The 26,972-nt window shown below is 73.7% G+C and carries 11 protein-coding genes and 2 pseudogenes; 10 read left to right on the forward strand and 3 right to left on the reverse strand.

Annotated features, from left to right (window positions below):
- The first annotated feature begins 25 nt into the window (after nt 1-25).
- The 7 genes and pseudogenes from H7H31_RS00620 (at nt 26) to H7H31_RS00650 (ending at nt 20,005) form a co-directional block, all read left to right on the forward strand.
- On the forward strand, nt 26-6,643 hold the full coding sequence (locus tag H7H31_RS00620) for an SDR family NAD(P)-dependent oxidoreductase (protein WP_372456064.1): 6,618 nt from the start codon (nt 26-28) through the stop codon (nt 6,641-6,643).
- A 181-nt stretch (nt 6,644-6,824) separates the two neighbouring features.
- Nucleotides 6,825-12,518: a type I polyketide synthase gene (locus tag H7H31_RS00625; RefSeq protein WP_187061680.1), complete on the forward strand. Its 5,694-nt coding sequence runs from the start codon at nt 6,825-6,827 to the stop codon at nt 12,516-12,518.
- Nucleotides 12,515-12,952, forward strand: coding sequence for a nuclear transport factor 2 family protein (locus H7H31_RS00630; RefSeq protein ID WP_176165662.1), 438 nt, complete (start codon nt 12,515-12,517; stop codon nt 12,950-12,952). The genes H7H31_RS00625 and H7H31_RS00630 overlap by 4 nt, the downstream gene beginning before the upstream one ends.
- Nucleotides 12,953-12,988: 36 nt before the next feature.
- Entirely contained in the window at nt 12,989-13,456 is a 468-nt protein-coding gene (locus tag H7H31_RS00635) for a nuclear transport factor 2 family protein (protein ID WP_176165661.1), read from the forward strand.
- 305 nt (nt 13,457-13,761) lie between these two features.
- Nucleotides 13,762-15,198 carry an NAD(P)/FAD-dependent oxidoreductase gene (locus tag H7H31_RS00640; RefSeq protein WP_187064009.1) on the forward strand — a complete coding sequence of 479 codons (1,437 nt, stop codon included), beginning with the start codon at nt 13,762-13,764 and terminating at the stop codon, nt 15,196-15,198.
- A gap of 81 nt (nt 15,199-15,279) precedes the next feature.
- Nucleotides 15,280-19,476: pseudogene (locus tag H7H31_RS00645) on the forward strand (type I polyketide synthase); the annotation flags it as partial.
- 175 nt (nt 19,477-19,651) lie between these two features.
- Nucleotides 19,652-20,005, forward strand: coding sequence for an acyl carrier protein (locus H7H31_RS00650; protein WP_187064011.1), 354 nt, complete (start codon nt 19,652-19,654; stop codon nt 20,003-20,005).
- Nucleotides 20,006-20,211: 206 nt separating this feature from the next.
- On the opposite strand, the gene H7H31_RS00655 is transcribed toward H7H31_RS00650, so the two are convergent.
- Nucleotides 20,212-21,489, reverse strand: coding sequence for an MFS transporter (locus H7H31_RS00655; protein ID WP_187064012.1), 1,278 nt, complete (start codon nt 21,487-21,489; stop codon nt 20,212-20,214).
- A gap of 56 nt (nt 21,490-21,545) precedes the next feature.
- On the opposite strand from H7H31_RS00655, the gene H7H31_RS00660 reads away from it, so the two are divergent.
- Nucleotides 21,546-22,547: an ArsR/SmtB family transcription factor gene (locus tag H7H31_RS00660; RefSeq protein ID WP_187064013.1), complete on the forward strand. Its 1,002-nt coding sequence runs from the start codon at nt 21,546-21,548 to the stop codon at nt 22,545-22,547.
- A gap of 45 nt (nt 22,548-22,592) precedes the next feature.
- Nucleotides 22,593-23,117: an AAA family ATPase gene (locus H7H31_RS00665; protein ID WP_232110220.1), complete on the forward strand. Its 525-nt coding sequence runs from the start codon at nt 22,593-22,595 to the stop codon at nt 23,115-23,117.
- A gap of 53 nt (nt 23,118-23,170) precedes the next feature.
- Here the strand turns inward: H7H31_RS00665 and H7H31_RS00670 are convergent, their stop codons facing one another.
- Nucleotides 23,171-24,430, reverse strand: a complete 1,260-nt coding sequence (locus H7H31_RS00670; RefSeq protein ID WP_187064015.1) for a cytochrome P450 — start codon at nt 24,428-24,430, stop codon at nt 23,171-23,173.
- Between the two features lie 421 nt (nt 24,431-24,851).
- Here H7H31_RS00670 and H7H31_RS00675 point away from each other — a divergent pair, with 421 nt between their 5' ends.
- A complete protein-coding gene (locus H7H31_RS00675) occupies nt 24,852-25,700 on the forward strand; it encodes an alpha/beta fold hydrolase (RefSeq protein WP_187064016.1) in 849 nt (282 codons plus the stop codon).
- A gap of 121 nt (nt 25,701-25,821) precedes the next feature.
- On the opposite strand, the pseudogene H7H31_RS00680 reads toward H7H31_RS00675, so the two are convergent.
- Nucleotides 25,822-26,783: pseudogene (locus H7H31_RS00680) on the reverse strand (phosphotransferase family protein).
- Nucleotides 26,784-26,972 lie beyond the last annotated feature (189 nt).

The raw sequence follows: 26,972 nt of genomic DNA on the forward strand, positions 1-26,972 counted from the left end.
CCTTCTCCGTGCCGTGCCAAGGAGCCTGAGTCAGATGTCGAACGAGGAAAAGCTGCTCGATCACCTCAAGTGGGTGACCGCGGAACTGCGCGAGACGCGCCAGCGGCTACGCGCGGCGGAGTCCGCGGAGCCGGAGCCCATCGCCATCGTGGGCATGGCCTGCCGCTACCCGGGCGGCGTGCGGTCGCCCGAGGATCTGTGGGACCTCGTGCGAGGCGGCGGCGACGCCATCTCCGGCTTCCCCACCGACCGTGGCTGGAACACCGACGAGCTGTTCGACCCGGACCCGGACGCGTACGGCAAGTCGTATGTGGACCAAGGGAGTTTCTGCTACGACGCGACCACCTTCGACGCGGCGTTCTTCGACATCAGCCCGCGCGAGGCGCTGGCCATGGACCCGCAACAGCGACTGCTCCTGGAAACAGCCTGGGAGGCGTTCGAGCGCGCCGGACTCAGCCGCGCGGCGCTGAGCGGTAGCAACACGGGAGTCTTCGCCGGGGTCGGCGCGCACGACTACCTGTCGGTCATCGGGAACATCACCAGCGACGTGGAGGGGTACGTCGGCGCCGGCAACCTGGGCAGCGTCGTGTCGGGCCGCGTGGCGTACACCCTGGGGCTCGAAGGGCCGGCCGTCACGGTGGACACGGCGTGTTCGTCGTCGCTGGTGGCGATGCACCTCGCGGCCCAGGCCCTGCGGCAGAACGAGTGTGACCTCGCGCTCGCGGGTGGGGTCGCGGTGATGGCCACGCCCGGCGCGTTCATCGAGTTCTCCCGACAGCGCGGGATCGCGCCGAACGGGCGGTGCAAGCCGTTCGCCGCAGCCGCCGACGGCACGGGCTGGGGCGAGGGCGCGGGGCTTGTGGTGCTGGAGCGGCTGTCGGAGGCACAGCGCAACGGCCGTACGATCCTCGGCGTCATCCGTGGCTCGGCCATCAACCAGGACGGCGCGAGCAACGGGCTCACCGCCCCCAACGGGCCGTCCCAGCAGCGCGTCATCCGGCAGGCGCTCGCCAACTCCCGGCTGTCCACGGCGGACGTGGACGTGGTGGAGGGGCACGGCACCGGCACCACCCTCGGCGACCCGATCGAGGCGCAGGCCCTGCTCGCCACCTACGGCCAGGGGCGGCCCGAAGGCCGACCGCTGTGGCTGGGCTCCATCAAGTCCAACATCGGCCACACCCAGGCCGCCGCCGGCGCCGCGAGCGTCATCAAGATGGTGATGGCCATGCGGCACGGGGAACTGCCGGAGTCCCTGCACATCGACGAGCCGAGCCCGCACGTCGACTGGACCGCCGGCGAGGTGCGGCTGCTCACCGAGACGACCGCGTGGCCGCGTCCGGACCGACCGCGCCGGGCGGGCGTCTCCGCGTTCGGCATCTCCGGGACCAACGCCCACCTGGTGCTGGAGGAGGCGCCCGAGACCGAGGCCGCCCCGCCCACACCGGACTCCGCCGGCCTGCTGCCCTGGGTGGTGTCGGCCCGTACGCCCCAGGCCCTGCGCGCCCAGGCCCAGGCCCTGACCGACCACCTCGCCGAACACCCCGGCCTCTCGCCCGTCGACGTGGGCTGGTCCCTGGCCACCACGCGCACCACCTTCGACCACCGCGCCGTCATCACCGCCGCCTGCCCTGACACCCTCCACACCGCCCTGAAAGCCCTCGCCACCTCCCAGCCCCACCCCGCCCTCACCCACACCACCAACCCCCTCAGCAACCCCCACCCCACCCTTGTCTTCCCGGGTCAGGGGTCGCAGTGGGTGGGTATGGGCGCGGGGTTGTTGGAAGCCTCGCCGGTGTTCGCGGCGCGGGTGGGTGAGTGTGAGCGGGCGCTCGCTCCGTACGTGGACTGGTCGCTGACCGAGGTGCTGCGCGGTGGGGTGGACGCCGCCGACCTGGGCCGGGTGGACGTGGTGCAGCCGGTGTTGTGGGCCGTGATGGTCTCCCTCGCTGCGGTGTGGGCGGACCAGGGAGTCAAGCCGGCGGCCGTGGTAGGCCACAGTCAGGGTGAGATCGCCGCCGCTGTCGTCGCCGGCGCGCTGTCCCTGGAGGACGGTGCGAAGGTGGTGGCGCTGCGGAGCAGGGCGCTGCGCCGACTTGCCGGCGGTGGCGCGATGGCTTCGTTGGCGTTGAGTCAGGACAAGGCCGAGGAGTTCCTGGCCGGTCTTGGCGACAGCGCGGCAGGCGTGGGCATCGCAGCGGTCAACGGACCCGGTTCCGCCGTGGTCTCCGGCCCGCCTGAGCAGGTCCAGCACGCCGTCTCCACGCTGGAGGAATCAGGTGGCAGGGCCCGGCTGATCGACGTGGACTACGCCTCCCACAGCGCACAGGTTGACGAGATCGCCGACGAACTGCACGAGGTGTTGGCCGGTATCAGTCCGACCCAGGGTGAGGTGGCGTTCTACTCCACCGTCACCGCCGAACGCATCGACACCAGCCTCCTGGACACCGCGTACTGGGTGACCAACCTGCGCGAACAAGTCCGCTTCGCCGACGCCGTACGCCAACTCCTGGCCGATGGCCACCGCGTGTTCATCGAAGCCAGCACCCACCCCGTCCTGACCGTCGGACTCCAAGAAGCCTTCGACGAAGCCGGGATCGAAGCTGCCGCGGTACCAACCCTCCGCCGCGAACACGGCGGATTGGAACAGTTGGCCCAGTCCGTAGCCCAGGCGTTCACCGCCGGCGTGAACGTGGACTGGACCCGCTGGTACCCCAACGACCCCACACCCCACACCGTGGACCTCCCCACCTACGCCTTCCAACGCCAGCGCTACTGGGTCGAGGGCAACGGTGGACAGGATGGCGATCCGGCCGGGTTGGGGCTCGTGGCTGCTGGGCATCCGCTGCTCGGGGCGGCCGTGGAGCTGGCCGAGGGGGGCTCGTACCTGCTGACCGGGCGACTCTCGTCGCGTACACAGGGGTGGTTGGCGGATCACACGGTCTTGGACACCGTGTTGCTGCCGGGTACCGCCTTCGCCGAGTGGGCGCTGCACGCGGCGCGGCGGGTGGGCTGTGACCACGTGGCCGAGCTGACCCTGCACGCGCCGCTGGTCATTCCGGATGGCGTGGCCGTGGACGTGCAGATCGCCGTCGCGGGGCCCGATGCCACGGGGCAGCGGCCCGTGACGGTCCACTCGCGCCCGGCCGGTGACGTGGACGCTGCCTGGACGCGGCACGCCACCGGTGCGCTGGAGATGTCCGCCGCACCCGAGGCCGAGACGCTGCGCGGTACGTGGCCGCCGCCCGGCGCCAGCAGCCTGCCGGTCAAGGGCTTCTACGCGCAGTTGTCCGAGCATGGCTACCGGTACGGCCCGGCCTTCCAGGGGCTCACCGCCGCGTGGCGGCTCGGCGACGCGATCTACGCCGAGGTGGTGCTGCCCGAGCAGGAGCGGGAGCGGGCGGCCGACTACGGCGTTCACCCCGCGTTGCTCGACGCCGCCCTGCACGCCCGTGCGCTGGCGGTGGCTCCCGGATCGGACGAGGCTGAGCAGGTGTTGTTGCCGTTCGCCTGGGCGGGGGTGCGGTTGCACGCGACGGGTGCGAGCGCGCTGCGCGTGCGGATCGTGCCCACCGCCGCCGACCGGTTGGCGTTGACGGTGGCCGACCCGACGGGTACCCCGGTGGCCACGGTGGCGGACCTGACCCTGCGGCCCGTCGCGGGCGACCAGCTCGGCCGGGCCCGCTCCGCCGGGCGGAACGCGCTGTTCCAGCTCGCGTGGCCGCAGGTCGCGCTGGAGCGGGAGGTGTCGCCTGCCGAGCGGGCGATCGTCGCGCTGGGCGATGAGATGGGAGCCGCCGCGCTGGCCGACGCGTTGCCCGGGGCCGATCAGTACGTGGGCTTGGTGGGGTTGCGGGCCATGGTGGCCTCCGGGGGTGTCGCCCCCGATACGGTGCTCGCCTGCTTCACCTCGCTCGTCGGCGCGGAATCGGGCGGGGTGACAGGCGACGACCCGGGTGACACGGTGGCGGCGACGCACGAGGCGACCGGCGCCCTGCTCGCGCTGTTGCAGGAGTTCCTGGCCGCCCCGGAGTTCGCCGACAGCCGGCTGGTCGTGGTCACGCGGCGGGCCGTCGCCGCCTCCGGCCACGAGGACATCGCATCGCTGCCGGGCGCGGCCGTGTGGGGCCTGGCGCGGAGCGCGCAGTCCGAGAACCCCGGGCGGTGTGTGCTGCTGGACGTCGATGGGCGGGACGCCGCGTTCGGAGCCGTGGCGGCGGCGCTCGCGCTGGACGAGCCGCAGGTGGCGTTGCGCGACGGGCAGGCATACGTGCCACGGCTCGCGCACGAGGACGGTGCCGGGCAGCTCACTCCGCCGGCGGGCGCGGGGGACGCGTGGCGGCTGGGCCTGGTGGGCAGCGGCAGCCTGGAGAACCTGGCCCTGGTCGAGTCGCCGGAGAACGGGCGGCCGTTGGGCCCGGGCGAAGTGCGGGTGCGGCTGCGGGCCGGTGGCGTGAACTTCCACGACGTGGTGGTGGCCCTCGGCATGGTCGAGGACCCGCGCCCGCTCGGCGGCGACGGCGCCGGCGTGGTCACCGAGGTGGGTGCCGGCGTGTCCGGGTACGCGGTGGGTGATCGGGTGCTCGGCCTCTTCAACGGCACCGGGCCGCAGGTCATCACGGATCAGCGCATGATCACCAGGATTCCGGACGGGTGGTCGTTCGCGCAGGCGGCGACCGTGCCGTCGGCGTTCCTGACCGCGTACTACGGCCTCACCGACCTGGCGGGGCTGCGGGCCGGCGAGCGGTTGCTGTTGCACGCGGCGACGGGTGGCGTCGGGTTGGCGGCCGTGCAGTTGGCCCGGCACTGGGGCGCGGAGGTGTACGCGACGGCGAGCCCCGGCAAGTGGCACGCGCTGCGCGAGCGGGGCTTCGACGAGCGGCACATCGCGTCCTCGCGCTCGCTGGACTTCGAGGAGCGTGTGCGGGCGGCGGCCGGTTCGGTCGACGTGGTGCTCAACTCGCTGGCCGCCGACTTCGTGGACGCCTCGCTGCGGCTGCTGACGCCGGGCGGTCGCCTCATCGACATGGGCCGGACCGACGTCCGCGACCCCGACGAGGTCGGCGCCGCGCACCCCGGCGTGACGTACCGGGCCTTCGACCTGGTCACCGGCGCGGGCCCGGATCGTATCGGGGAGATGCTGGCCGACCTGTCGGCGCTGTTCGACAGCGGGGCGCTACAGCCGCTGCCGACCACCGTCTGGGACATCCGGCGCGCGCCCGAGGCGTTCCGGTTCTTCAGCCAGGCCCGCCACATCGGCAAGATCGTCCTGTCCCTTCCGGCCGCGCTCGATCCCGACGGCACGGTCCTGATCACCGGCGGCACCGGGACGCTGGGCGCTGCCACCGCCCGCCACCTGGTCACCGCGCACGGCGTACGGCGGTTGCTGCTGGTGAGCCGGCGCGGCGCGGAGGCGCCCGGGGCGGATCGGTTGGTCGATGAGCTGACCGCGCTCGGGGCGCGCGTGCACGTCGCCGCGTGTGACGCGGGCGACCGGGACGCGCTGGCCGAGCTGCTGCGCTCCGTACCGGCCGAGCACCCGCTGACGGCCGTGGTGCACGCGGCGGGGTTGTTGCGGGACGCGACGGTACAGGCGCTCACCCCGGAGCAGGTCGCCGAGGTGCTGCGGGCCAAGGCCGACGCGGCCTGGCACCTGCACGAGCTGACCCGCGACGCGGAGCTGTCGGCGTTCGTGCTGTTCTCCGCGGCGGCCGGGTTGCTCGGTGGCGCGGGCCAGGGCAACTACGCGGCGGGCAACGCGTTCCTGGACGCGCTGGCCCAGCACCGGCAGGCGCACGGGCTGCCCGCCACGTCGCTGGCCTGGGGTTACTGGGCGCAGGCGACCGGCATGACGGGGTCGATGACCGACGCCGACCGGGCCCGGGTGGAGCGCGCCGGCATGGTGGCCCTGGAGACCGAGCAGGGCATGGCACTGCTCGACATCGCGCTGGGCAGCGGGCAGCCGCTGCTGGCGCCGATGCCGCTCGACCTGGCGTCGATGCGACGCCGGGCCCGGGCTGGCGACGCGGACCCACCCGCCCTCCTGCGCGGCCTGGTGCGCGCGGCCGCGCCGCAGGCCGCGGCCGGCGTGCCCGACGCGTCGGCGCCCGCGCTGGCCGCCACCCTGGCCGAGCTCACCGAGGAGGACCGGCAGCAGGCGCTGCTCGACCTGGTGCGCTCCCACGTGGGGACGGTCCTCGGGCACGAGGCGGGCGACGCGGTGCAGGCCACGCAGAACTTCCGCGAGCTGGGGTTCGACTCGCTGACCGCGGTCGAGCTACGCAACCGGCTCTCGGCCGCGACCGGCGTACGGCTTCCCGCCACGTTGGTCTTCGACCACCCGACGCCGGCGGCGGTCGTCCACCTGCTGCGGGAGTTGCTCGTACCGGAGGGCGCCGCGGGGGGCGCGACGCCGTCCGGCGCGGTCCTCGCCGACCTCGACCGGGTGGGAGCCGCCCTGCCCGCGGCCATCGCGGACCGCGAGCAGCGCGCGCGGATCGCCTCGCGGCTCCAGGAACTGCTGCGCGCGGTGGGCGGCGCGGACGCGGCGGACGACGCCGGGGACCTGGAATCGGCGACCGACGAGGAGTTGTTCGACGTGCTCGACAACGAGTTGCACGTCCCCACGGACGGCGGGCTCCGGTGAGCGCCCCCGCGCGGGCCCCGCGCCCGGCGCGCCCCCTGCCCGCCGGCACGGCTGGCACCGCCGGACCCGCTGGCGTCACCGGCGCCGCCGGACCCCTTGAGCCCACAGAGTCCGCTGGGCACCCCGCGCACTCCGTACGCCCTGTGAACCACGAAGGCCGCAACGATCGGGTGGATGTGACATGACGGATGACGAGAAGCTACGCAGCTATCTAAAGCGCGCGACCGCCGATCTGCGTTCGGCGAAGCGGCAGTTGCGCGAGGTGACGGACCGCGCGCGGGAGCCCATCGCCATCGTCGCCATGGCCTGTGACTTCCCCGGCCACGCGACGACCCCGGAGCGCCTGTGGCAACTGGTCAGCGACGGCGCGGACGTCATCTCCGGCTTCCCCGACGACCGTGGCTGGGACCTGGAGAAGCTCTACCACCCGGACCCGGGCAACGCGGGTACCAGCAGCGCCCGCGAGGGCGGTTTCCTGGAGAACGTCGCCGACTTCGACGCCGACTTCTTCGGGATCAGCCCACGCGAGGCGCTGGCGATGGACCCGCAGCAGCGGCTGCTCCTGGAGAACGCCTGGGAGGCGTTCGAGCGGGCCGGCATCGACCGCGAGTCCCTGGTCGGCAGCGCAACGGGCGTGTTCGCCGGCGTGGACTCCTACCACTACCTGTCGCTGATCGGTGAGACGACCGACGAGTCGGCAGGGTATGTGGCCACCGGCAACCTGGGCAGCGTGGTCTCCGGCCGGATCTCGTACTCGTTCGGCCTTGAGGGGCCTGCGGTGACGGTGGACACGGCCTGCTCCTCGTCCCTGGTCGCCATGCACCTGGCCTGCCAGGCGCTACGGCAGGACGAGTGCTCGCTGGCGTTGGCCGGCGGGGTGACGGTGATGGCCACACCCGGCGGGTTCACCGAGTTCTCGCGGCAGGGCGCGCTGTCGCCGGACGGGCGCTGCAAGGCGTTCGCGGCGGCGGCCGACGGCACCGGCTTCTCCGAGGGGTCGGGGCTCGTCCTGCTGGAGCGGCTGTCGGACGCGCAGCGCAACGGCCGCCGGGTGCTCGCCGTGATCCGTGGCTCGGCGGTCAACCAGGACGGCGCCAGCAACGGGCTCACCGCCCCCAACGGTCCGTCCCAACAGCGCGTCATCCGGCAGGCACTGGCCAACGCGCGGCTCACCCCGGCCGAGGTGGACGCCGTCGAGGCGCACGGCACCGGTACGTCGTTGGGTGACCCGATCGAGGCACAGGCCCTGCTCGCCACGTACGGTCAGGACCGGCCCGACGACCGCCCGCTGTGGCTGGGCTCCGTCAAGTCCAACATCGGCCACACCCAGGCCGCCGCCGGCGTCGCCAGCGTCATCAAGATGGTGCAGGCCATGCAGCACGGTGTGCTGCCCGCCTCGCTCCACATCGACGCGCCGACGCCGCACGTGGACTGGGACGCGGGCGCGGTGCGGCTGCTGACCGAACAGATCGACTGGGTACCCGACGGGCATCCGCTGCGCGCCGGCGTCTCCTCCTTCGGCGTCTCGGGCACCAACGCCCACCTCATCCTGGAGCAGGCGCCGGAGGCTCCTGTCGAGGAGTCGGCGCCTGTCGCTCCCGGGCCGGTGATGGTCACCGGTGGCTACGTCCCGTGGGTGCTGTCGGCCCGCAGCCACGCCGCGCTGCGGGGTCAGGCCCAGGCCCTGCTCGAACACCTGGCAACAGCCCCGGCCGCCTCGATCACCGACATCGGCTGGTCCCTGACCACCACCCGCACCACCTTCGACCACCGAGCAGTCCTCACAGGCCAAGACCACGACACGCTCCTCGCCGGCCTCCAAGCACTGGCCACCGACACAACTCACCCCACCCTCACCAACCCCAGCACCCCGACCCTGACCGGCGACCTCGGCCCAGTACTGGTCTTCCCAGGCCAGGGCTCGCAGTGGGTGGGGATGGGCGCGGGATTGCTGGAAACCTCGCCGGTGTTCGCCACGCGGGTGGCGGAGTGCGAGCGGGCGCTCGCGCCGTACGTGGACTGGTCGCTTGCCGAGGTGCTGCGGGGCGGGGTGGACGCCGCCGACCTGGGCCGGGTGGATGTGGTCCAGCCGGTGCTGTGGGCCGTGATGGTCTCCCTCGCTGCGGTGTGGGCTGATCAAGGGGTCAAGCCGGCGGCCGTGGTAGGCCACAGCCAAGGTGAGATCGCCGCCGCTGTCGTCGCCGGCGCGCTGTCCTTGGAGGACGGTGCGAAGGTGGTGGCGTTGCGGAGCAGGGCGCTGCGCCGACTTGCCGGCGGCGGCGCCATGGCTTCGCTCGCGTTGAGTCAGGACAAGGCCGAAGAGTTCCTGGCCGGGCTTGGCGACAGCGCAGCGGGTGTGGGTATCGCGGCCGTCAACGGGCCCGGCTCCGCCGTGGTCTCCGGGCCGCCCGAGCAGGTTCAGCACGCCGTCTCCGCGCTGGAGGAAAGTGGCGGCAGGGCTCGGTTGATCGACGTGGACTACGCCTCCCACAGCGCACAGGTTGACGAGATCGCTGACGAGTTGCACGAGGTGTTGGCCGGTATCAGTGCGACCCAGGGCGAGGTGGCGTTCTACTCCACCGTCACCGCCGAACGTATCGACACCAGCACTTTGGACACCGCGTACTGGGTGACCAACCTGCGCGAGCAGGTCCGCTTTGCCGAGGCCGTACGCCAGCTCCTGGCTGATGGCCACCGCGTGTTCATCGAAGCCAGCACCCACCCCGTCCTGACCGTCGGACTCCAAGAAGCCTTCGACGAAGCCGGAATCGAAGCTGCCGCGGTACCCACCCTTCGCCGCGAGCACGGCGGGTTGGAGCAGTTGGCGCAGTCCGTGGCCCAGGCGTTCACCGCCGGCGTGAGCGTCGACTGGACCCGCTGGTACCCCAACGACCCCACACCCCACACCGTGGACCTACCCACCTACGCCTTCCAGCGTGAGCGGTACTGGTTGGAGGACACCAGTGGGCGGGGTGGCGATGCCACGCAGCTCGGGTTGACGGCCGCGGGGCATCCGCTGCTCGGGGCGGCCGTGGAGCTGGCTGGTGACGGGGGCCGGTTGTTGACGGGGCGGTTGTCCGTCGCCTCTCAGTCGTGGCTGGCCGAGCACGTCGTGGCGGGTACGGCGCTGCTGCCGGGCGCCGCGCTGGTGGAGTGGGCGTTGCGGGCGGCCGACGAGGTGGGCTGTGGTGGCGTCGAGGAGCTGGCGCTCCAGGCGCCGCTGGTGTTGCCCGCCTCCGGTGGATTGCGGGTGCAGGTGGCGGTGACCGCCGCGGGTGCGGATGGTCGGCGCGAGGTGCGGGTCTTCTCGCGGCCCGAGCAGGAGGACGACGCCCCGTGGGTGACACACGCCGTCGGGGTGCTCAGCCCGCCGTCGGCGGGTGACGAGCCGGGCGCCGGGCTCGCGGGCGCCTGGCCGCCGGCCGGTGCGGAGCCGGTGGACGTCACGGAGTTCTACGCCCAGGCCGAGGCGGCCGGGTACGGCTACGGGCCCGCGTTCCAGGGGCTGGAGGCGGCGTGGCGGCGGGGGTCCGAGGTGTTCGCGGAGATCACGCTGCCGGAGGCGGCTGGCAAGCGCGACGGGTACGGCATCCATCCGGCCCTGCTGGACGCCGCGTTGCAGCCCTCGCTGCTGATGGAGCAGCCCGAGGGGGACGACGGCGGGCTTCGGCTGCCGTTCGCGTGGACCGGGGTGCGCCTGTGGGCGGCCGAGGCCAGCACGGTGCGGGTCCGGGTCGGGCGGGACGCGGAGCGGGATGCCCTACACGTGACGGTGGCCGATGCCGTGGGCGCGCCGGTGCTCACCGTGGACTCATTGGTGACCCGGCCCGCCGAGAGCGGGCAGCTCCAGGCGGCGACCGCCGCGCGGGGCGTGGACGGGTTGTTCGCTCCGGAGTGGACCGCGTTGCCGGCCCCCACCGCCGCGCAGTCGGCGCAGGCCGTGCTCGGCGACGGCAGTTGGGCCGTGCTGGGTGCCGACACGCTCGCCCTCGGCGACCTGTCGGTGCCGGGCCCGGGGCCTGACGGGTCGCGGCCGGTGCGGTACGCGGATCTGGAGGCGCTGGTCACCGCCTTGGACGGGGGTGAGCCCGCTCCGTCGGTGGTGCTAGCCGAGGCGGTGGGCTCGGCCGACGACGGGTTGCGGGTGGCGCAGGAGTTGCTGGGCCTGGTGCAGAGTTGGTTGCTGCGTCCGGCGCTGGCCGATGCCCATCTCGTGGTCGTCACTCGGGGCGCCGTACACACCGGTGGTGGGGCGGCCGAGCTGGATCTCGCCGGGGCCGGTGCCTGGGGATTGCTGCGCAGCGCGCAGTCGGAGAACCCGGGGCGCTTCCTCCTGCTCGACGTGGACGCGGACGTGGCGGAGTTGCCGCAGGCCGTGGCCCGGGGCGTGGAGCTGGGTGAGCCGCAGCTCGCGCTGCGGGCGGGACGCGTGTGGGCGCCGAGGCTCGCGCGGGCACGGGGCGGGGTCGCGGCGGGCGAGGGTGTCGCGGGGCGGCTCGATCCCGAGGGCACGGTTCTCATCACGGGTGGCACCGGCACGCTGGGGGCCCTGGTGGCCGAGCACCTGGTGCGGACGGGGCAGAGCGCGCACCTGCTGCTGGTCAGTCGCAGCGGTCCGCGGGCGGCGGGTGCGGACGAACTCGCCGCTCGACTCATGGAGTTGGGCGCGCGGGTGCGGATCGTGGCGGCCGACGTGGCCGATCCCGAGGCCGTCGCCACCGTGCTCGCGGGGGTGGCTCCCGAGCATCCGTTGACCGGCGTGGTGCACGCGGCCGGCGTGTTGGAGGACGCGGTGCTCACCTCGCAGTCCGCGGATCGGCTGGCGCGGGTGTGGGGTCCGAAGGCGGGGGCCGCGGCGGTGTTGCACGCGGCGACCGAGGGGCTCGATCTGGGGCTGTTCGCGCTGTTCTCCTCGACGGCGGCCACGCTGGGCTCGTCGGGGCAGGCCAACTACGCGGCGGCGAACTCCTTCTGTGACGCGCTGGCGGCGCACCGGCAGGCGCTCGGGTTGCCCGGGGTGTCCATCGCGTGGGGCCTGTGGGGCGACGCGAGTGGCATGACCGGACACCTGGACGAGGCGGCACTGGAGCGCATGGCCCGCTCGGGCATCCATCCGATGTCGGCCGAGCGGGGACTTGGCCTGCTGGACGCCGCCGTACGCCACGGGGCGCCGCACCTGGTCGCCATGGACCTGGACGTGCGCGCGCTGGCCGGCCAGCCGGCGCTGACGCTGCCCGCTCCGCTGCGCGGCCTCACCGCGAGCGGGCCCGCGCGCCGTACGGCGGCGGCCGGCCAGCCGCTGACGGACTGGGCCGGGCACCTGGCGGCGTTGCCGTCGGACGAGCAGCACCGGGTGTTGCTCAACCTGGTGCTCACGCACGCGGCTGCCGCGCTCGGCCACGCCGATCCCGGTCGGCTGCACGTCGAGCGCGGCTTCCTCGAGGTGGGGTTCGACTCGCTGACCGCGATCGAGCTGCGCAACCGATTGGGCAGTGTGACCGGGCTGCGGCTGCCGACCACGCTCATCTTCGACCACCCGAATCCGGTGGCGCTGGCCGCGCACCTGCACGCCGAGCTGGCGCCGCCCGCCGCGGACCCGCTGCCACCGCTGCTCGGCGAGTTGGAGCGGATGGAGGGCGCGCTGCTGGCCCTCGCGCAGGACGCGGCGGCGCGCGAGGCGCTGCACGAGCGGCTGCGCACCACGCTGACCAGGCTGGAGGCGCTGGGCGGCGGTTCGCCGGAGCCGACGGAGCCCGCGGCGGAGGCGGCCGTCAGCGGCAAGATCCAGGAGGCCACCGCTGACGAGATCTTCCAGTTCATCGACCAGGACCTGGGCCGGAGCGACAACGGAGAGCACATGGGGAGCACGCGTTGATTGACGAGCGAAGCCGCAAGAAGCTGATGGTGGAGCACAGCCGCCTGCTGAACGCCGCGGACGTCGACGGGCTCCTTGGCCTGTACGCGGACGAGGTCACCTTCGAGGACCCGGTCGGCGCCGACCAGCGTTCGGGCCGCGACGCGCTGCGGGCGCACTTCGAGGAGTTCGTCCGGGCCGGGGTGCGGGAGACCCTCGGCGACCCGGTGGCGGGACAGGACGGCAAGCACGTACTGGCCCCGGCCAGCGCCGTCATGGACTACCTGCCCAAGGGCCCGGGGTTCGCCGAACGGGGCTGGATCACGGCCCCGGACGACCCCACGGGCAAGCGCATCACCTGGAACTACGTGCTGATGCTGCGTACCGGCAAGGGCGGGGCCATCACGGAGCTGAAGGCCCTGTGGGGGAGGTCGGACCTTGCCGTCACGGACTGACCCCCCCACCCGCCCGCACCCCGCGAGGAGACACCCATGGCCGATGAGGCGACCCTGAAACACCTGGCGCTGGAGTACGCCCGGCGCATGAACGACGGCGACGTCGAAGCCGTGCTGGAACTCTTCTCGGACGACATCGTCTTCGAGGACCCGGTGGGCGCGCCGCCGTTGATCGGCAAGGAGGCGCTGCGCGGGCACATCGCCTGGTCCATCGAGTGCCAGGTGCACGAGGAGCCGGGCCGGCCCGTGGTCTCGATGGACGGCAGGAGCGTGGCCGTGCCGACGACGGTGACGGTGTACGCGCCGACCAAGCTGACGTTCCAGATCGTCGGCATCATCGAGCTGGGTGACGACGATCTGGTGCGACACGCGCGGGCCTACTGGGGCATCACCGACACCAAGGTCGGCGATGGTCCGGAGCTGTCCGGCGTGGCGCACTTCATGGCCGTGACGCAGAACCTCGCCAAGATGGTGCAGGCCAAGGGCAGCCCTAGCCCGACTTAAGCGGTGCCGGACATCATCGCAGCGTCGCCGCGTCGTGCCTGGCGCGGTGCCGGGCGGACCGGCAGCCGGCCCGCGTCGATCGTCAGGGAAGCCGGGGACTTCCGCGTCGTACCAACGGCCCGGGGCCTACCGCCGGCCGGGGTCCGCGCGTAGCGGACGCCGGCCGGGCAGGGTGCCGGGGTCCCTCCCCCACGTGTTCGCCGCCCTCACAACTCTCCCGTCGGCCGCTCGCGCCGTGGCCCCCTCGCGCATCGCGCGGGCGGGTCACCGCGGGCCGGGCGCGGGGAAGGGACGAAAGCATCACCATGACCACACCGAAACATGGAATCGTTCTGGGCGGCGGCTGGGCCGGAATGCTGGCGGCCCACGTACTGGCCCGCCACGCGGAGACCGTCACCGTCATAGAGCGCGACGTGCTGCCCGACGCGCCGCGGCACCGCAAGGGCTCGCCACAGGGGCGCCACGTGCACGTGCTGTGGTCCAGCGGGGCGCGGCTCATCGACGGGCTGTTGCCCGGCATGGTCGAGCGGCTGCTCAAGGCGGGGGCCCGCAAGGTCAACTTCCACCAGGACCTGGTGACGTTGACCTCGCACGGCTGGCAGCACCGTTTCCCGCCCCGGCAGTACGCCCTCATGTGCACCAGGCCGTTCCTGGACTGGCACGTGCGTGACCAGATCCTGGCCGGTGGCCGGGTCACGGTGCGCCAGCGCACGGAGATCCTCGACCTGGTCGGTGACGGCACCCGGATCAGCGGGGTGCGGGTGCGTGACATGGACAGCGGCGACACCGAGACGCTGGGCGCCGATCTGGTGGTGGACGCCTCGGGGCGCGGTTCGCGGCTGCGGCACTGGCTGTCGGCGTTGGACCTGCCGCCGGTCGAGGAGGACGTCGTGGACGCGGGCATCGCCTACTCCACCCGGATCTACCAGGCGCCGCCCGGGGCGACCGAGGGCTTTCCCGCCATCAACGTGGCCGCCGACCACCGGGTGCGCGAGCCGGGCCGCTTCGGGGTGGTCTACCCGCAGGAGGACGGCACGTGGATGGTGACGCTGTCCTGCACGCGGGGCGCGGGGCTGCCGACGACCGAGGAGGAGTTCCTGCCGTACGCCAGGACCCTGCGGCACCCGCTGGTCGCGGACCTGATCAGCGGGGCCGAGCCGTTGACGCCGGTGGCCGTGTCCCGGGTGGGCGCCAACCGCAGGCTCTACCCGGAGCGGCTTGAGCGGTGGCCGGAGGGGCTGGTCGTGGTCGGCGACGCGCTGGCCGCGTTCAACCCGATCTACGGGCACGGCATGAGCGCCGCGGCCCGCGCCGCGACCGCGCTGGACGAGCAGTTGGCGCTGGGCGTGGAGGAGGCCGGGTCGGCGCGCCGCGTCCAGCGGGCGATCAGCGCGTCCGTCGACGATCCGTGGATCATGGCGGCGTCCAAGGACGTGGAGTACGTGGGGTGCCGGATGAACGCCAAGGACCCGCGCCTGACGGGCGGGGCCACGGCGCGCCAGCGTTTCTCCGATCTGATCGCCGACCGGGCGATCAGGTCATCGGCGGTGTGTGACGTGGTGACCGACGTCATCAGCCTGACGGCGCCGCAGTCGGAGCTGGCCTCCAACCGCTTCCTGTCGCTCATGCACCAGGACCGGATGTTGCCGGAGTTGACGGCGCCCCCCTTGACCCCGGACGAGCTGTCCCTGGTGAAGCTGAGCCCGAGCAGCCTGGCCGGCGTCAAGGGCATCCCCCGCTAGTCGGCGCCGCATCCGGCCCGGCCCACCACGACGGCTCAGGCACGACGGCTCAGGCGAGAAAGGCCCGCTCTTTTCATGACGAACGAAGAAAAGCTCGTCGACTACCTCAAGTGGACTACGGCCGAGCTTCACCAGACGCGGCAGCAGTTGCAGGACCTCAAGGAGCAGCGGCCCGAGCCCATCGCCATCGTGGGGATGGGGTGCCGCTTCCCCGGGGGCGTGCGGACGCCGGAGCAGTTGTGGGACGTGGTCGCCGACGAGCGCGACGTCATCTCGGGCTTCCCCACCGACCGCGGCTGGGACCTGGAGAGCCTGTACCACCCCGATCCGGACCACCACGGCACCTCGTACGTGCGCTCGGGTGGGTTCGTCCACGACGCGGCGGACTTCGACGCGGCGTTCTTCGACATCAGCGACCGCGAGGCGCCGGCGATGGAGCCGCAGCAGCGGCTGCTGCTCGAAGTGGCCTGGGAGGCGGTGGAGAGCGCGGGCATCGCGCCGCACACCCTGCGCGGTTCGGACACCAGCGTGTACGCGGGTGTGATGTACCACGACTACGCCTCGCGGCTGGACCGGATTCCCGAGGGCCTGCTGGGTTACGTCGGCAACGGCAACGCGGCCAGCCTCGCCCCGGGCCGGGTGGCCTACACCCTGGGCCTGCAGGGCGCGGCCGTCGCCCTGGACACCGCGTGCTCCTCGTCGCTGGTGGCCATGCACCTGGCCGCCCGCGCGCTGCGCCAGGGTGAGTGCTCGCTCGCGCTGGCCGGCGGCGCGGCCATCAACTACACAGCCAGCGCCTTCCAGGTCGCCTCCAGCCAGCGGCAGTTGGCGCCCGACGCGCGTTGCAAGTCGTTCGCCGACGCGGCCGACGGCATGGTGTACGCCGAGGGCGTGGGCCTGGTCCTGTTGGAGCGGCTCTCGGACGCGCGACGGGCCGGGCACCAGGTGCTCGCGGTCATCCGTGGCTCGGCGATCAACCAGGACGGCGCGAGCACCGGAATGGCCGCGCCGAACGGCCCGGCCCAGCAGCAGTTGATCCGCGAAGCGCTGGCGCAGGCCCGCCTCTCGCCGTCCGACGTGGACGCGGTGGAGGCGCACGGTACGGGCACCGCGTTCGGTGACTCCATCGAGTTGCAGGCGCTGCTGTCCACGTACGGCAAGGAGCGGCCGGCGGACGATCCGCTGCTGCTCGGTTGCGTCAAGTCCAACATCGGGCACACCCAGGCGGCGGCCGGGGTCGCCAGTGTCATCAAGATGGTGGCGGCGATGCGCCACCGCAGTCTGCCGCCGTCGCTGCACGTGGACCGGCCAACTCGGCTGGTGAGTTGGCGGTCGGGCGCGGTGCGGCTGGTCACCGAGCGCACCGCGTGGCCGACCCGGGAGCGCCCGCTGCGGGCCGCGGTCTCCTCGTTCAGCGCGAGCGGCACCAACGCGCACCTGATCGTGGAGCAGCCACCGGCGACCACGCGGCCGGCCGGGCCTGAGCGGTCGACGCGGTCGGTGCCGGACGCCGGTTCGTGCACGGCGGGCCCGGTGGTGCCGTGGTTGGTCTCGGCGCGCGGTGAGCGGGCGTTGGCGGGTCAGGCCCGTGCGCTGCTCGACCACCTGGACGGGGCCGGCGAGGGTTCGCCCACCGACGTGGGGTGGTCCCTGGTGACGACCCGGTCGCCCTTCGAGCACCAGGCGGTGGTGGTCGGCGCGGACCACGCGGAGTTGGCGGACGGCCTGGCGGCGCTGGCCACCGGCCGGGCGCATCCGGCCGTGGTGGGGCCGGCCGTGCTGCGGCCCGGGGCCGCCACGGTCGCCGCGCGCACCACGGTGTTCGCGTTCGGCGGCGGCGAGCGGCCTCCGGGCTTCGGCGCGGAGCTGTACGCGCGCTTCCCGGCCTTCACCACGGCCTTCGACGCGGTGGCGGAGGCGTTCGACGGGCGGCTCGACCGTCCGCTGCGGGAGTTGGCGTTCGACGTCGGGGCCGCCTCGCTGGCGGCGCCGGAGGCCGCCGCGGTGCGGTTCGCGGGGCAGGTGGCGCTGGCCGCGCTCGTGCGAGCCCTCGGCGTCAGGGCCGGTGCGGTCATCGGCGCGGGCGGCGGGGAGATCGCCGCCGCGCACGTGGCCGGTGCGTTGCCGCTGCCCGACGCGTGCGCGCTGGTCCTCGCCGACGCCGCCGGCCCGGAGCGGGTACGACAGGTGGCGGGCGGACTCGACCTACGACAGCCCGACCTGCCGGTGCTGAGCGCGCGCACGGGTGAACCCGTGGGCGAGTCGCTGGCCACCGTCGCGTACTGGGCCGAGAGCGGCCGGGGCGGGGCGTCCGGTGGTGTGGCCGGCGCCGCGGCCGGCGCGAGCGCCTGGGTGGAACTCGGGCCCGACGCGCTGCTCGCCGCGCCGTCGGAGCCGGCCGGTCGGGCGCCGCTGGCGGTGTCGGCCGTGGCCCCCGGGGAGCCCGAGGTGCGCGCGCTGACGCACGCCGTGGCGCGGCTGCACCTGGCTGGTGGCCCGGGCGTGGACTGGCCGGCCTTCTTCGCCGGCGGCCCGACGCCGAGCACCGTACGCCTGCCGACGTACGCCTTCCAGCGGCGTCGCTACTGGTTGGAGAACGAGCCGGCGCCCGGCGCGCCGGCCGTCGAGTCGCGGGCCGACACCGAGTTCTGGGCGGCCGTGGAACGCGCGGACCCGGACGCGGTGGCCCGCGCCATCGGGGTCAGCGGTGAGCGCGGCGCGCTGCTCCGCGAGGTGCTGCCGGCCCTGGCGACATGGCGGCGGCAGCGCCGGTGGCGGTACCGGGTGAGTTGGCGGCCCGTCGCTGAGGCGGGCGAGCCCCGGCTGTCCGGGCGCTGGCTGGTGGTGACCGGACCCCCACCGGCTTCCCCGGTGGCGGCGGACGCGAAGCCGGCGGAGGACGGGGCCACGGGCAGCGCGACGGCGGTGGTCGCGGCGCTGCGCGCGCGGGGCGCCGAGATCGTGCCGGTGGACGTGGACGTGGAGCCGGCCGCCGCGTCGGACGTACCGCTGTCCGAGCGGCTGGCGCGGGCGGGCGCGGGTCAGCCGGTGGCCGGCGTGCTGTCGCTGCTGGCACTGCCCGGGCCGCGTCGAGCCAGTGGTGACGACGGCGCGCCGAGCGAGGACGGCGGTTCGGCGCTGGCGCCGACGGTCGCGCTGGCCGACGCCTTGGAGCGGGCCCGGATCGAGGCGCCGTTGTGGGTGGTCACCCAGGGCGCCGTCAGTATCGGCGTCGGCGACTCCGCCCCCCGTCCCGAACAGGCCCAGCTCTGGGGTCTGAGCGGCGCGTTGGCCGCCGAGCGGCAGGAACGCTGGGGTGGCCTGGTCGACCTGCCGGCCCGGTGCGGCGCCCGGACGTGGCGCCGGCTGGCGGCGGCGCTGCTCGCCGATGAGGGCGAGAGCGAGCTGGCCGTAGGCCCCGACGGCGCGTTCGCACGGCGCCTGGTGCGGGAGACGGCGGCCGGCACCGCCGACGGTGGCACCCTGCGTGGCACGGCACTGATCAGCGGCGCGAACACCGGCGCCGGCGCGCACGCGGCGCGCTGGGCGGCCGAGGCCGGCGCCGAGCAGGTGCTGCTGGTGGACGCGGCGGCGCCGGACGAGGCGCTGGTGGCGGAGTTGTCCGCGACCGGCGTGCGCGTGGCGACCGCCGTCGCCGACGTGGCCGAACCGGGCGAGCTGGACCGGGTCGTCGCAAGCGTCGCGCCCGAGCTTCCGCTGACCGCGGTGGTCCATCTCGCCTGCGAACTCGGTTACGAGGCGGGCCCGTTGGACGCCGAGCGGCTGCGCGGCGAGGGGGCGGGCGCGATGGCCGCGGCGCGCCGGGTGTGCGCGCTGGCCCGGCGGCACGACCTGACGGCCCTGGTCTTGTGCTCGTCGGTCGCCGGCGTCTGCCGCGGCCCGGGGCTCGGCAACCAGGCTCCGACGCACGCCTACGTCAGCGCCCTCGCCCAGGAGTGCCGGGCACACGGTGTGCCCGCCGTGTCGGTGGCCCTGGGCCCCGTCGGCGAGCCGGACGCGGTCGTCGGCGCCGCCAAGCAGTTGCGGGGCAACGGGATGGCGGCGCTGCCCGGGCAGGCGGTGGTCCAGGCCCTGCGCGACGCGGTCGCGGCCCAGGCACCGGCCGCGGTGGTCGCGGACATCGACTGGGCCTGGGTGGCCGACCACGCGACGGAGCTGGGCGTACGGCGCCTCTTCGCCGACCTCCCGGAGTTCCGGCCCACCGACCGGGCGGCGCCGCCCGCCGTGCCCGCCGCGCTCGCGACGGGACCGTCGTGACCACGTGCGCCATGCCGGCCCGGGCCCGGTCCGCGCGAGGGGACGCGGACCGCCGCTGCCCGGGTGCGCGCGGCCCACGGCGGCCCGCCGCCGGCCACGAGTTCTCCGGGACGCTCACCGCCGTCGGCGCCGCCGACGGCTGCGTCCCGAAGCCCCAACGAGACGGGAGAAAGTGATGGACACCGAAAACAGCGAGGCCAACCTCGACGGCGCCAAGCTCCGCGAGGACCTCGCCGCCGCGACCCCCGAGGAGCGCGAGGCGCTGTTGCGCGAGACGGTGCGCGCTCAGCTCGCGAGCATCCTGCCCGAGGCCACCATCGAGGACGACAGCAACTTCCTGGAGAGCGGGCTCACCTCGCTCACCGCGCTGGAGCTGACCCGCAACCTGATGACGCTCACCGACGTGGAGATCCCCCTCGTCGCCGTCCTGGAGTACCCGACCCCGGCCACCCTGGGCCACTACCTGGCCGAGGCGTTCGCCGCGGTGGCCGAGGACGACGCGGCTCCCGCCGGCACCGCGGCGGAGTAGCCGGGTGGGCACGCACGCTGCACGGCCCGCGCGCACCGCGACGGGCAGGCGCCGCACAGCCGGCTGACGGTCGCGTCCACGCCGCACCGGGGCCTCGCAACGCCCCGGTGCGGCGCCGTGCCGCGAGCCGGCTGGCTGAGACGCGGTTCGCCCGCTCGGTGGCGAGCGGAGCCGCGGCGAGGGCGAGGCGTGCTGGCGCCCCACCGTCATCGGGACCCACGCCAACTCTTCCGGCCGGCGCTCGGTGCGGACGAGGCGGCCCGTCCGGCGCGCGGTCCGGTCCGCTGCCGCGCGACGGCCGCCAGATGTCGGGCCAGGGCCGCCGCCGCGCACAGCGCCAACAGCGCGCACACCCCCGGCCAACCCGCCGCGCCGAAGGCCCGCGCGCCCAGCCAGGACCCGGCGCTGCCACCCAGGTAGGCGCAGGTCATGTAGGCGGTGGTGAGGCGGCTGCGGGCGTCGGCGCGCAGCGCGTAGACCCGGGTCGTGTTGGCGACCATCCCGCACTGCATCGCCACGTCGAGCAGCAGCGTGCCGACGACGAGCGCCGCCATGCCGGCCGCCCCACCCAGCGCCCCGGCCGCCAGCACCACGGCGGAGGCGAGCGTGCCCAACAGGCAGACCAGGTTGACCAGGTCGGGGCCGCGCCGGTCGGTGAGCCGGCCGGCCAGCGGCGTACACACCATGGTGGCCGCCCCCACCAGGGCGAGCAGGCCCGCGGCCGGGGCACCAAGGCCGTAGGCCGGGCCGGTCAGCAGCAGGACGACGCCCGTCCACACCGCCGAGAACCCGGCGAACACCGTCGCCTGGTAGAAGCTCGAGCGCCGCAGCTCCGGTTCGGTGCGCAGCAGCCGCAGCGGTTCGGCGAGCAGGGCGCGGTACGGTCGGCCGGCCGCCGGGGCGGGCCGCACGGGCAGCGCCGCCCCGAGCACCCAGGCCAGCAGCAGCATCACGGCCGCGGCGACCAGGTAGGGGGTCCGCCAGCCCCACGCCTCGGCGAGCGAGCCGCCGAACGCGCGCGACAGCAGCATCCCGCCGATGGCGCCGCTGGCCAGCATCCCGGACACCTCGCCGCGCCGGCCGGGCGCGACCAACCCGGCCGCGAGCGGGCCCACCACGGACGCGGCGACGCTGGTCAGGCCCACGGCGGCGGAGGCGGTGACGAGCACCGGCAGGCCGGGGGCCAGGCCCGCCGCGAGCAGTCCGAGGCCGGTCAGGCAGAGCAGGACCGTCAGCAGGCGTCGGTGGGGAAACCGGTCGCCCAGCGGTACGAGGAGGTAGTTGCCGGCCGCGTACCCCACCTGGGTTGCGGTGACCGCGAGCGTCGCGGCGCCCGTGGAGACGCCGAGCCCCTCGGCCGCCAGCGGGGTCAGTGCCTGCGCGAAGTAGAGGTTGCCCACCGCCGCCGCGCAGGTGAGCGCGAGCAGGAGAAGAAACCGCCGGCTCAGGACGGGGTCGGGCGGGGGCGTCGACGCTGCTGTCATGTCGGGCATTCCACGGCCCTGTGGGGCCGGGCGGAAACGACGTAGCGTATGCCTTAATGATCAGCTTCGTGATGGGGGTCGAGGACCTCGCCGACACCCGGTTCGCGCTGTCGCCGCTGGCCGAGACGGTGTGCAGCCTGCGCGTGCTGCGCGAGCCCGGGTTGTCCGCGCTGCACCTGCCCTGGCGCCGGGCGGTCATTAGCGGGTTGGGCGCGCTGGACACGGAGTTGCTGCTGTCGCTGGTCGCGCGGCGGCACACCCTGCCGGACTTCCTCACCCCACGACCGGCCACCCACTTCGCGTCCTTCGCCGACGAACTGGCCGTCGTACGGCGCACTCCCCCCGCCCTCGTACGCCGCGACCTGCGCGACACGCACGCTCCCGATCCGCTGCCCGCGCCGCTGCGGGCCGCGGCGACCGGCACCGACGCCGAGGTGATCGCCCTCCGCGAGGCCGTCTGCGACCTGCTCGACGGCTACTGGAGCGCGGCCGTCGAGCCGTGGTGGCCGCGGATCCGCCTCGTGCTGGAGGCCGACATGACCTACCGGGCGCGCCAACTGGCCACCGGTGGGGCGCGGCTGTTGTTCGCCGACCTCCACCCCGACGTGCGCTGGCGGGACGGCGTGCTGGAGATGCGCGGCATGATCGGCGACGGCTTCCGCACCCGGGCCGCCGGGCGGGGGCTGTTGCTGGTCCCCCTGGTGTTCGCGCACAAGCCAGCGCCACCCGTGACGGAGCACGTCGCGCCGGTGCTGGCCTACCCGAGCCGCGGGGTGGCGACGCTGTGGGCCGAGGCCCCGCCCGCCGCGCCGCCGGGGGCCCTCGCGGAGCTGGTCGGGGCGGTGCGGGCGCGGTTGCTCGCGCAGTTGGCCGAGCCGCTGGCCACGGTGGAGCTCGCGCGCCGCTTCCGGGTCACGCCGAGCGCGGTCTCCCAACACCTGCGCGTCCTCTTCGCGACGGGGCTCGTCACCCGGGCCCGCCACGGGCGTCAGGTGTTGTACCGGCGCACGCCGCTCGCGGACCAGTTGCTGGGCGGCGAGGCCGCGCCGGACGCTTAGAGAAGCCGTGCGCCACAGTCCACGGCCATGGGGCAGGATGAACCCATGCTCGTGATCATCTGTGGCCTGCCCGCAACGGGGAAGACGACCCTGTCGCGGACTCTGGCCCGCCAGATCGGTGCCGTTCACGTGCGCGTGGACACCATCGAGCAGGCGATCGTACGTTCCGGGCTGGCCACCCACCCCGTGGGCCCGGCCGGGTATGTCGTCGCCTACGCCCTGGCCGAAGAGCACCTGCGACAGGGGCTCACCGTGGTCGCCGAGTCCGTGAGCCCACTGGCTGTCACTCGCGACGCCTGGCGGAGTGTCGCCGTGCGCACCGCCGCCCCCGCGATCGAGGCCGAGATCGTCTGTTCCGACCCGGCCGAGCATCGTCGTCGAGCCGAACACCGCGCGGTCGACATCCCCGACCTGGCTCTCCCGAGCTGGGACGCCATCGTGCACCGCCCGTACGAACCCTGGCACCGCGAGCGCCTTGTGATCGACACCGCGGGTCGCGACGTCGCCGCCTGCGTCGCCGATCTCCGCCGGGCGCTCACCGAGGCCAGGGTCCCGCCTGCCCCCTGTTGACCGTCACGCACCCGGCGCCGCCGCATGGCGCCGGGCCTGCGCGGTGGCGCCGCCTAGAACACGCACTGCACGTGCTTGATGGCCTCCACGAAGCTGGCGACCAGCCGCCTGGGCTCGCCTTCGCTGCGGATGTGCGGGAGCCGGCCGAAGAGTTCGCGGAAGAAGACGGTGACCTCCATGCGGGCCAGGTGGGCGCCGAGGCAGAAGTGCGGCCCGACGGAGCCGAAGGTCAGGTGGGGGTTGGGGTCCCGGGTGATGTCGAACGTGTACGGGTCCTCGAACACCTTCTCGTCCCTGTTGGCCGAGCAGTAGAAGAGCAGGACCTTGTCGCCCTTGGCGAAGGTGTGCCCGTTCACCTCGCAGTCGCGGGCCGCCGTCCGGCGCATCCAGTTGATGGGGGTCGCCATGCGCAGGATCTCCTCGACGGCACGCGGCGCGTACGCGTCAAAGTCGGAGAGCAGCAACTCCCGCTGCTCCGGGTGTTCGGTCAGCAGCACCAAGCCACGCGAGAGCGCGTTGCGGGTGGTCTCCATGCCCGCGATGACCAGGAGGATGAAGAAGGAGGACAGTTCCTCGGGCGTCAGCCGCTCGCCGTCGATCTCGGCGTGCACCAGGCGGGTGATGAGGTCGCCGGTGGGGTTCTTCACCCGGTCGGCGGCGAGCCGGGCGATGTAGCTGCCGAGCTCCCGCGAGGTGCGCAGCAGGGCCGGCGTCGCCTGGTCGAGGCGGGGCACGTACTCCGGGTCGAAGGTGCCGACGATGATGTTCGAACGGTCGTAGATGAACTCGTAGTCACTGGGCGGAATGCCCATCATGCCGCTCAGTACGGCGATGGGCATGATGGCGGCGGCCTGGCGTACGAAGTCACACGGGCCGGTGGCTACGAGGTCGTCGACGATCTGCCGGGCCGCCTTCCGCGAGGCCGCCTCGAACTCCGCCGCCATGCCGCGTCCGAAGGCCCGGGAGACGATTCGGCGCAGTCGGGCGTGCTGCGGATTGTCCATGTTGATCATCGAGCCGAAGAAGTTGTTGAACTCCTGCGGCAGGTCCACGATGCTGATCCCGGTCGGCGCCGAGCAGAAGTCCTGCGGCCGTCGACTCACCTCGGCGATGTCGGCGTGGTGCACCAGCGCGTAATAGCCGGCCCCGTGCGGATATCCGGGCATCGCGGGCTCACGGAAGTGCATCGGACGCGGCGCCCTGCGGAGCGCAGCGAAGGCCGCGTCGCGATCACCGAACGGCTGCGACCAGAAGGCGAGGTCCGTGAGGTTGATCTTGGCGACGTCGTCGAACCTGGAGACGGGTGGATACATGGCGCCTCGTTTCGCGCGAATGAAAGGTCGGGGGAAGGACGACCAGATCGCGCGGGAGAAGGGGCGCGTTTTCCCTGCCTCCGGCGCGCACGCACCGCTCGCGAAGAAAGTCGCCGGAAACCACGAAATCGCCGCAGGCGGGGAAGCGCACTGCGACGTCATCGCTCCGACCGGAAAGCCCTGCCTTGCTTTCCGAGCACTCGGGAAGGGAAATGCCGACACTATGTCTGCGGTTGGGAATTCCGAGAGACTGCGGGTGGAGCTACTTACACCGTCGTCACGGAACCTGCTGCGTTCGGTGGTCCAGCATGGAACAGCATCGCCCCCCTCGCTTAAGCGCGGCTAATGTGCCGGCAATTTAGGGAACCGTAATGCCAACGGGGCTCGAATGGCGGCCTATTCACACGCTAGGCTTTCTGCCATGGATCTCTCCGTCCCCGTAACCGATGACGTGAAATTGCATTTCCGGCACCGGCCGGGAACCGCGGCCACGGCGTTCCTCCTGGTGCACGGCATGGCCTCCAACGCACAGCTCTGGGACGAGGTCGCCGACCACCTGGCCGCCGCGGGCCATCCGGTGTACGCGGTGGACCTGCGCGGCCACGGCGAATCCGACACACCCGAAACCGGCTACGACACCCGCACGGCCGTGGCCGACCTGGTCGCGTCCTGCGCGTTCCTGGGGTTGGAGCGGGTCGTGGTCGCGGGACACTCGTGGGGCGGCAACGTCTCGGTGCGCTTCGCCGCCGAGAACCCGCACCTGGTCTCCGCCCTCGCCCTGGTGGACGGCGGCTGGCTCGAACCGTCGGCGGCGTTCGCCTCCTGGGAGGCGTTCGTGGCCGCCCTGCGCCCCGGCGCGCTCGACGGGGCCACCGTGGACAGCATCAGCGCGTACTTCCGCACCATTCACCCCGACTGGTCACCGGCGGCGATCGACGCGGCCGTCGCCACCATGCGCGTCCACCCGGACGGCACGCTCACCCAGCGCATGACGCACGACCAGCACATGTCGATCCTGCGCAGCATCTGGGACGAGCCCCCGGTCCCCTGGTACGCCGACGTCGACGTGCCCACGCTGCTGATGGTCGCCATCCCCAAGGGCGCGCTGCCCCCGCTGGCGAACCGCATCCGCACCCGCGTGCAGAACACCACGGCCCCCCTACGCCACGCCACACTGCGCGAGTACCCCGACTCCGAGCACGACCTGCACGTGCAGCGCCCCGGACAAGTAGCCGCGGATCTCCTGGAGTTGGCACGCGGCGCGGGGTGAGCCAGCGGCAGACGACACCGCGGTCGCTTCCTGGCGACAGAGCCACCCTCCTCCGGGCCGACGACCGCGAGCATCCGGCCCAGCGCCCGCCACCGTGGTCGCGGCCGGCCGCTCCGGGCCGTCACCCCAGCCCGGCCATCACGGCGGTGACGTAGTCAGCCAACCGCTCCTCCACCACGCGCGGTGTCAGGTCGGTCCTGCCCGCCTCCCGCCACGGCCGCGACACCTGCCGCACTTCCTCCGAGACCACCAGCCCGTCCCGCACCCGCCAGTACAGCCGCTCGCCCGCGTCCGCGGCCAGCAACCCACCGGCCTCCTCGTACGCCTCGGCGAACCGCGTACCCACGCTGGCCCGTGCAGAAGCGCGAGGTTGGTCGAGCAGTGCGCCACGTCGAGGTCCGCCGGGCCCCAGGAGGCCGTTGCCCAGTCGACCACCCCCGTGATCCGGGCGGCTGCCGGCCGTGCGGGGGACATGTCGAACAGCACGTTGCCGGGCTGGAAGTCCCCGTGTAGGAAGCGCCCCTCGTACGGCGGTGGGGGCCCGCGGATCACGTCGATCGCCGCTGCCCACGCCGCCGGGTCGGCGCCCCGTGGCACCACGACACTGTCGGCGGTCGTCAACGCCACGTACGCCGGGGGCCGCTCGGCGGGTCGCACGGCGTGGATCGCCACGAGTCGGCGGGCCAGCAGCCGCACGCGCGTCTCCACCCCGGCGTCGGCCAGGACGGTCCGGCCGGCCAGGTGTGTCATCAGGAGCGACGGATACGCACAGTGCGCGGCGGTCGGATCAACCGCGACCAACTCGGGAGCCACCACGCCGGTCCCCGCGAACTGGGTCAGGGCGCCGGCCTCCCTCCCGAGCCAGTCATCGGCGCGCTCCACGGCGTACGGGGAGACGAAGCTCCGCAGCACCAGGGTGCGGGTACCGCCAGCACGCCTGCCCACGGTCAGCCTCCGCATCTCGGCCGTGATACCGCCGCGCAGTGCCTCGACCCTGGTGATCCGCTCCCCCGCCTCCAGGTGCCCGCTCACCCAGGCCCGTGTCAACGGCTGGACGGTCGCCGCCTCGTCGTGCTTGGTCATCGGGCCAACCCAACATCCGGACGGAGACGTACGCAAAGGCTTTGCCAGCCACGAGCGCGGACGGCGGGCGCGGGGCACGGGCAGGCCCCCGCGCGGGACGAAAGCCGCGACCCTCACGCGGCCTTGCTCGGGACGCGTCCGCGCCTGGTGTCCGCTCGCTGTCGCTGAGCCCACCGTCCCACTGCGGTG

The organism is Streptomyces buecherae, from assembly GCF_014295035.1.
GTDB classification, from domain to species: domain Bacteria; phylum Actinomycetota; class Actinomycetes; order Streptomycetales; family Streptomycetaceae; genus Streptomyces; species Streptomyces youssoufiensis.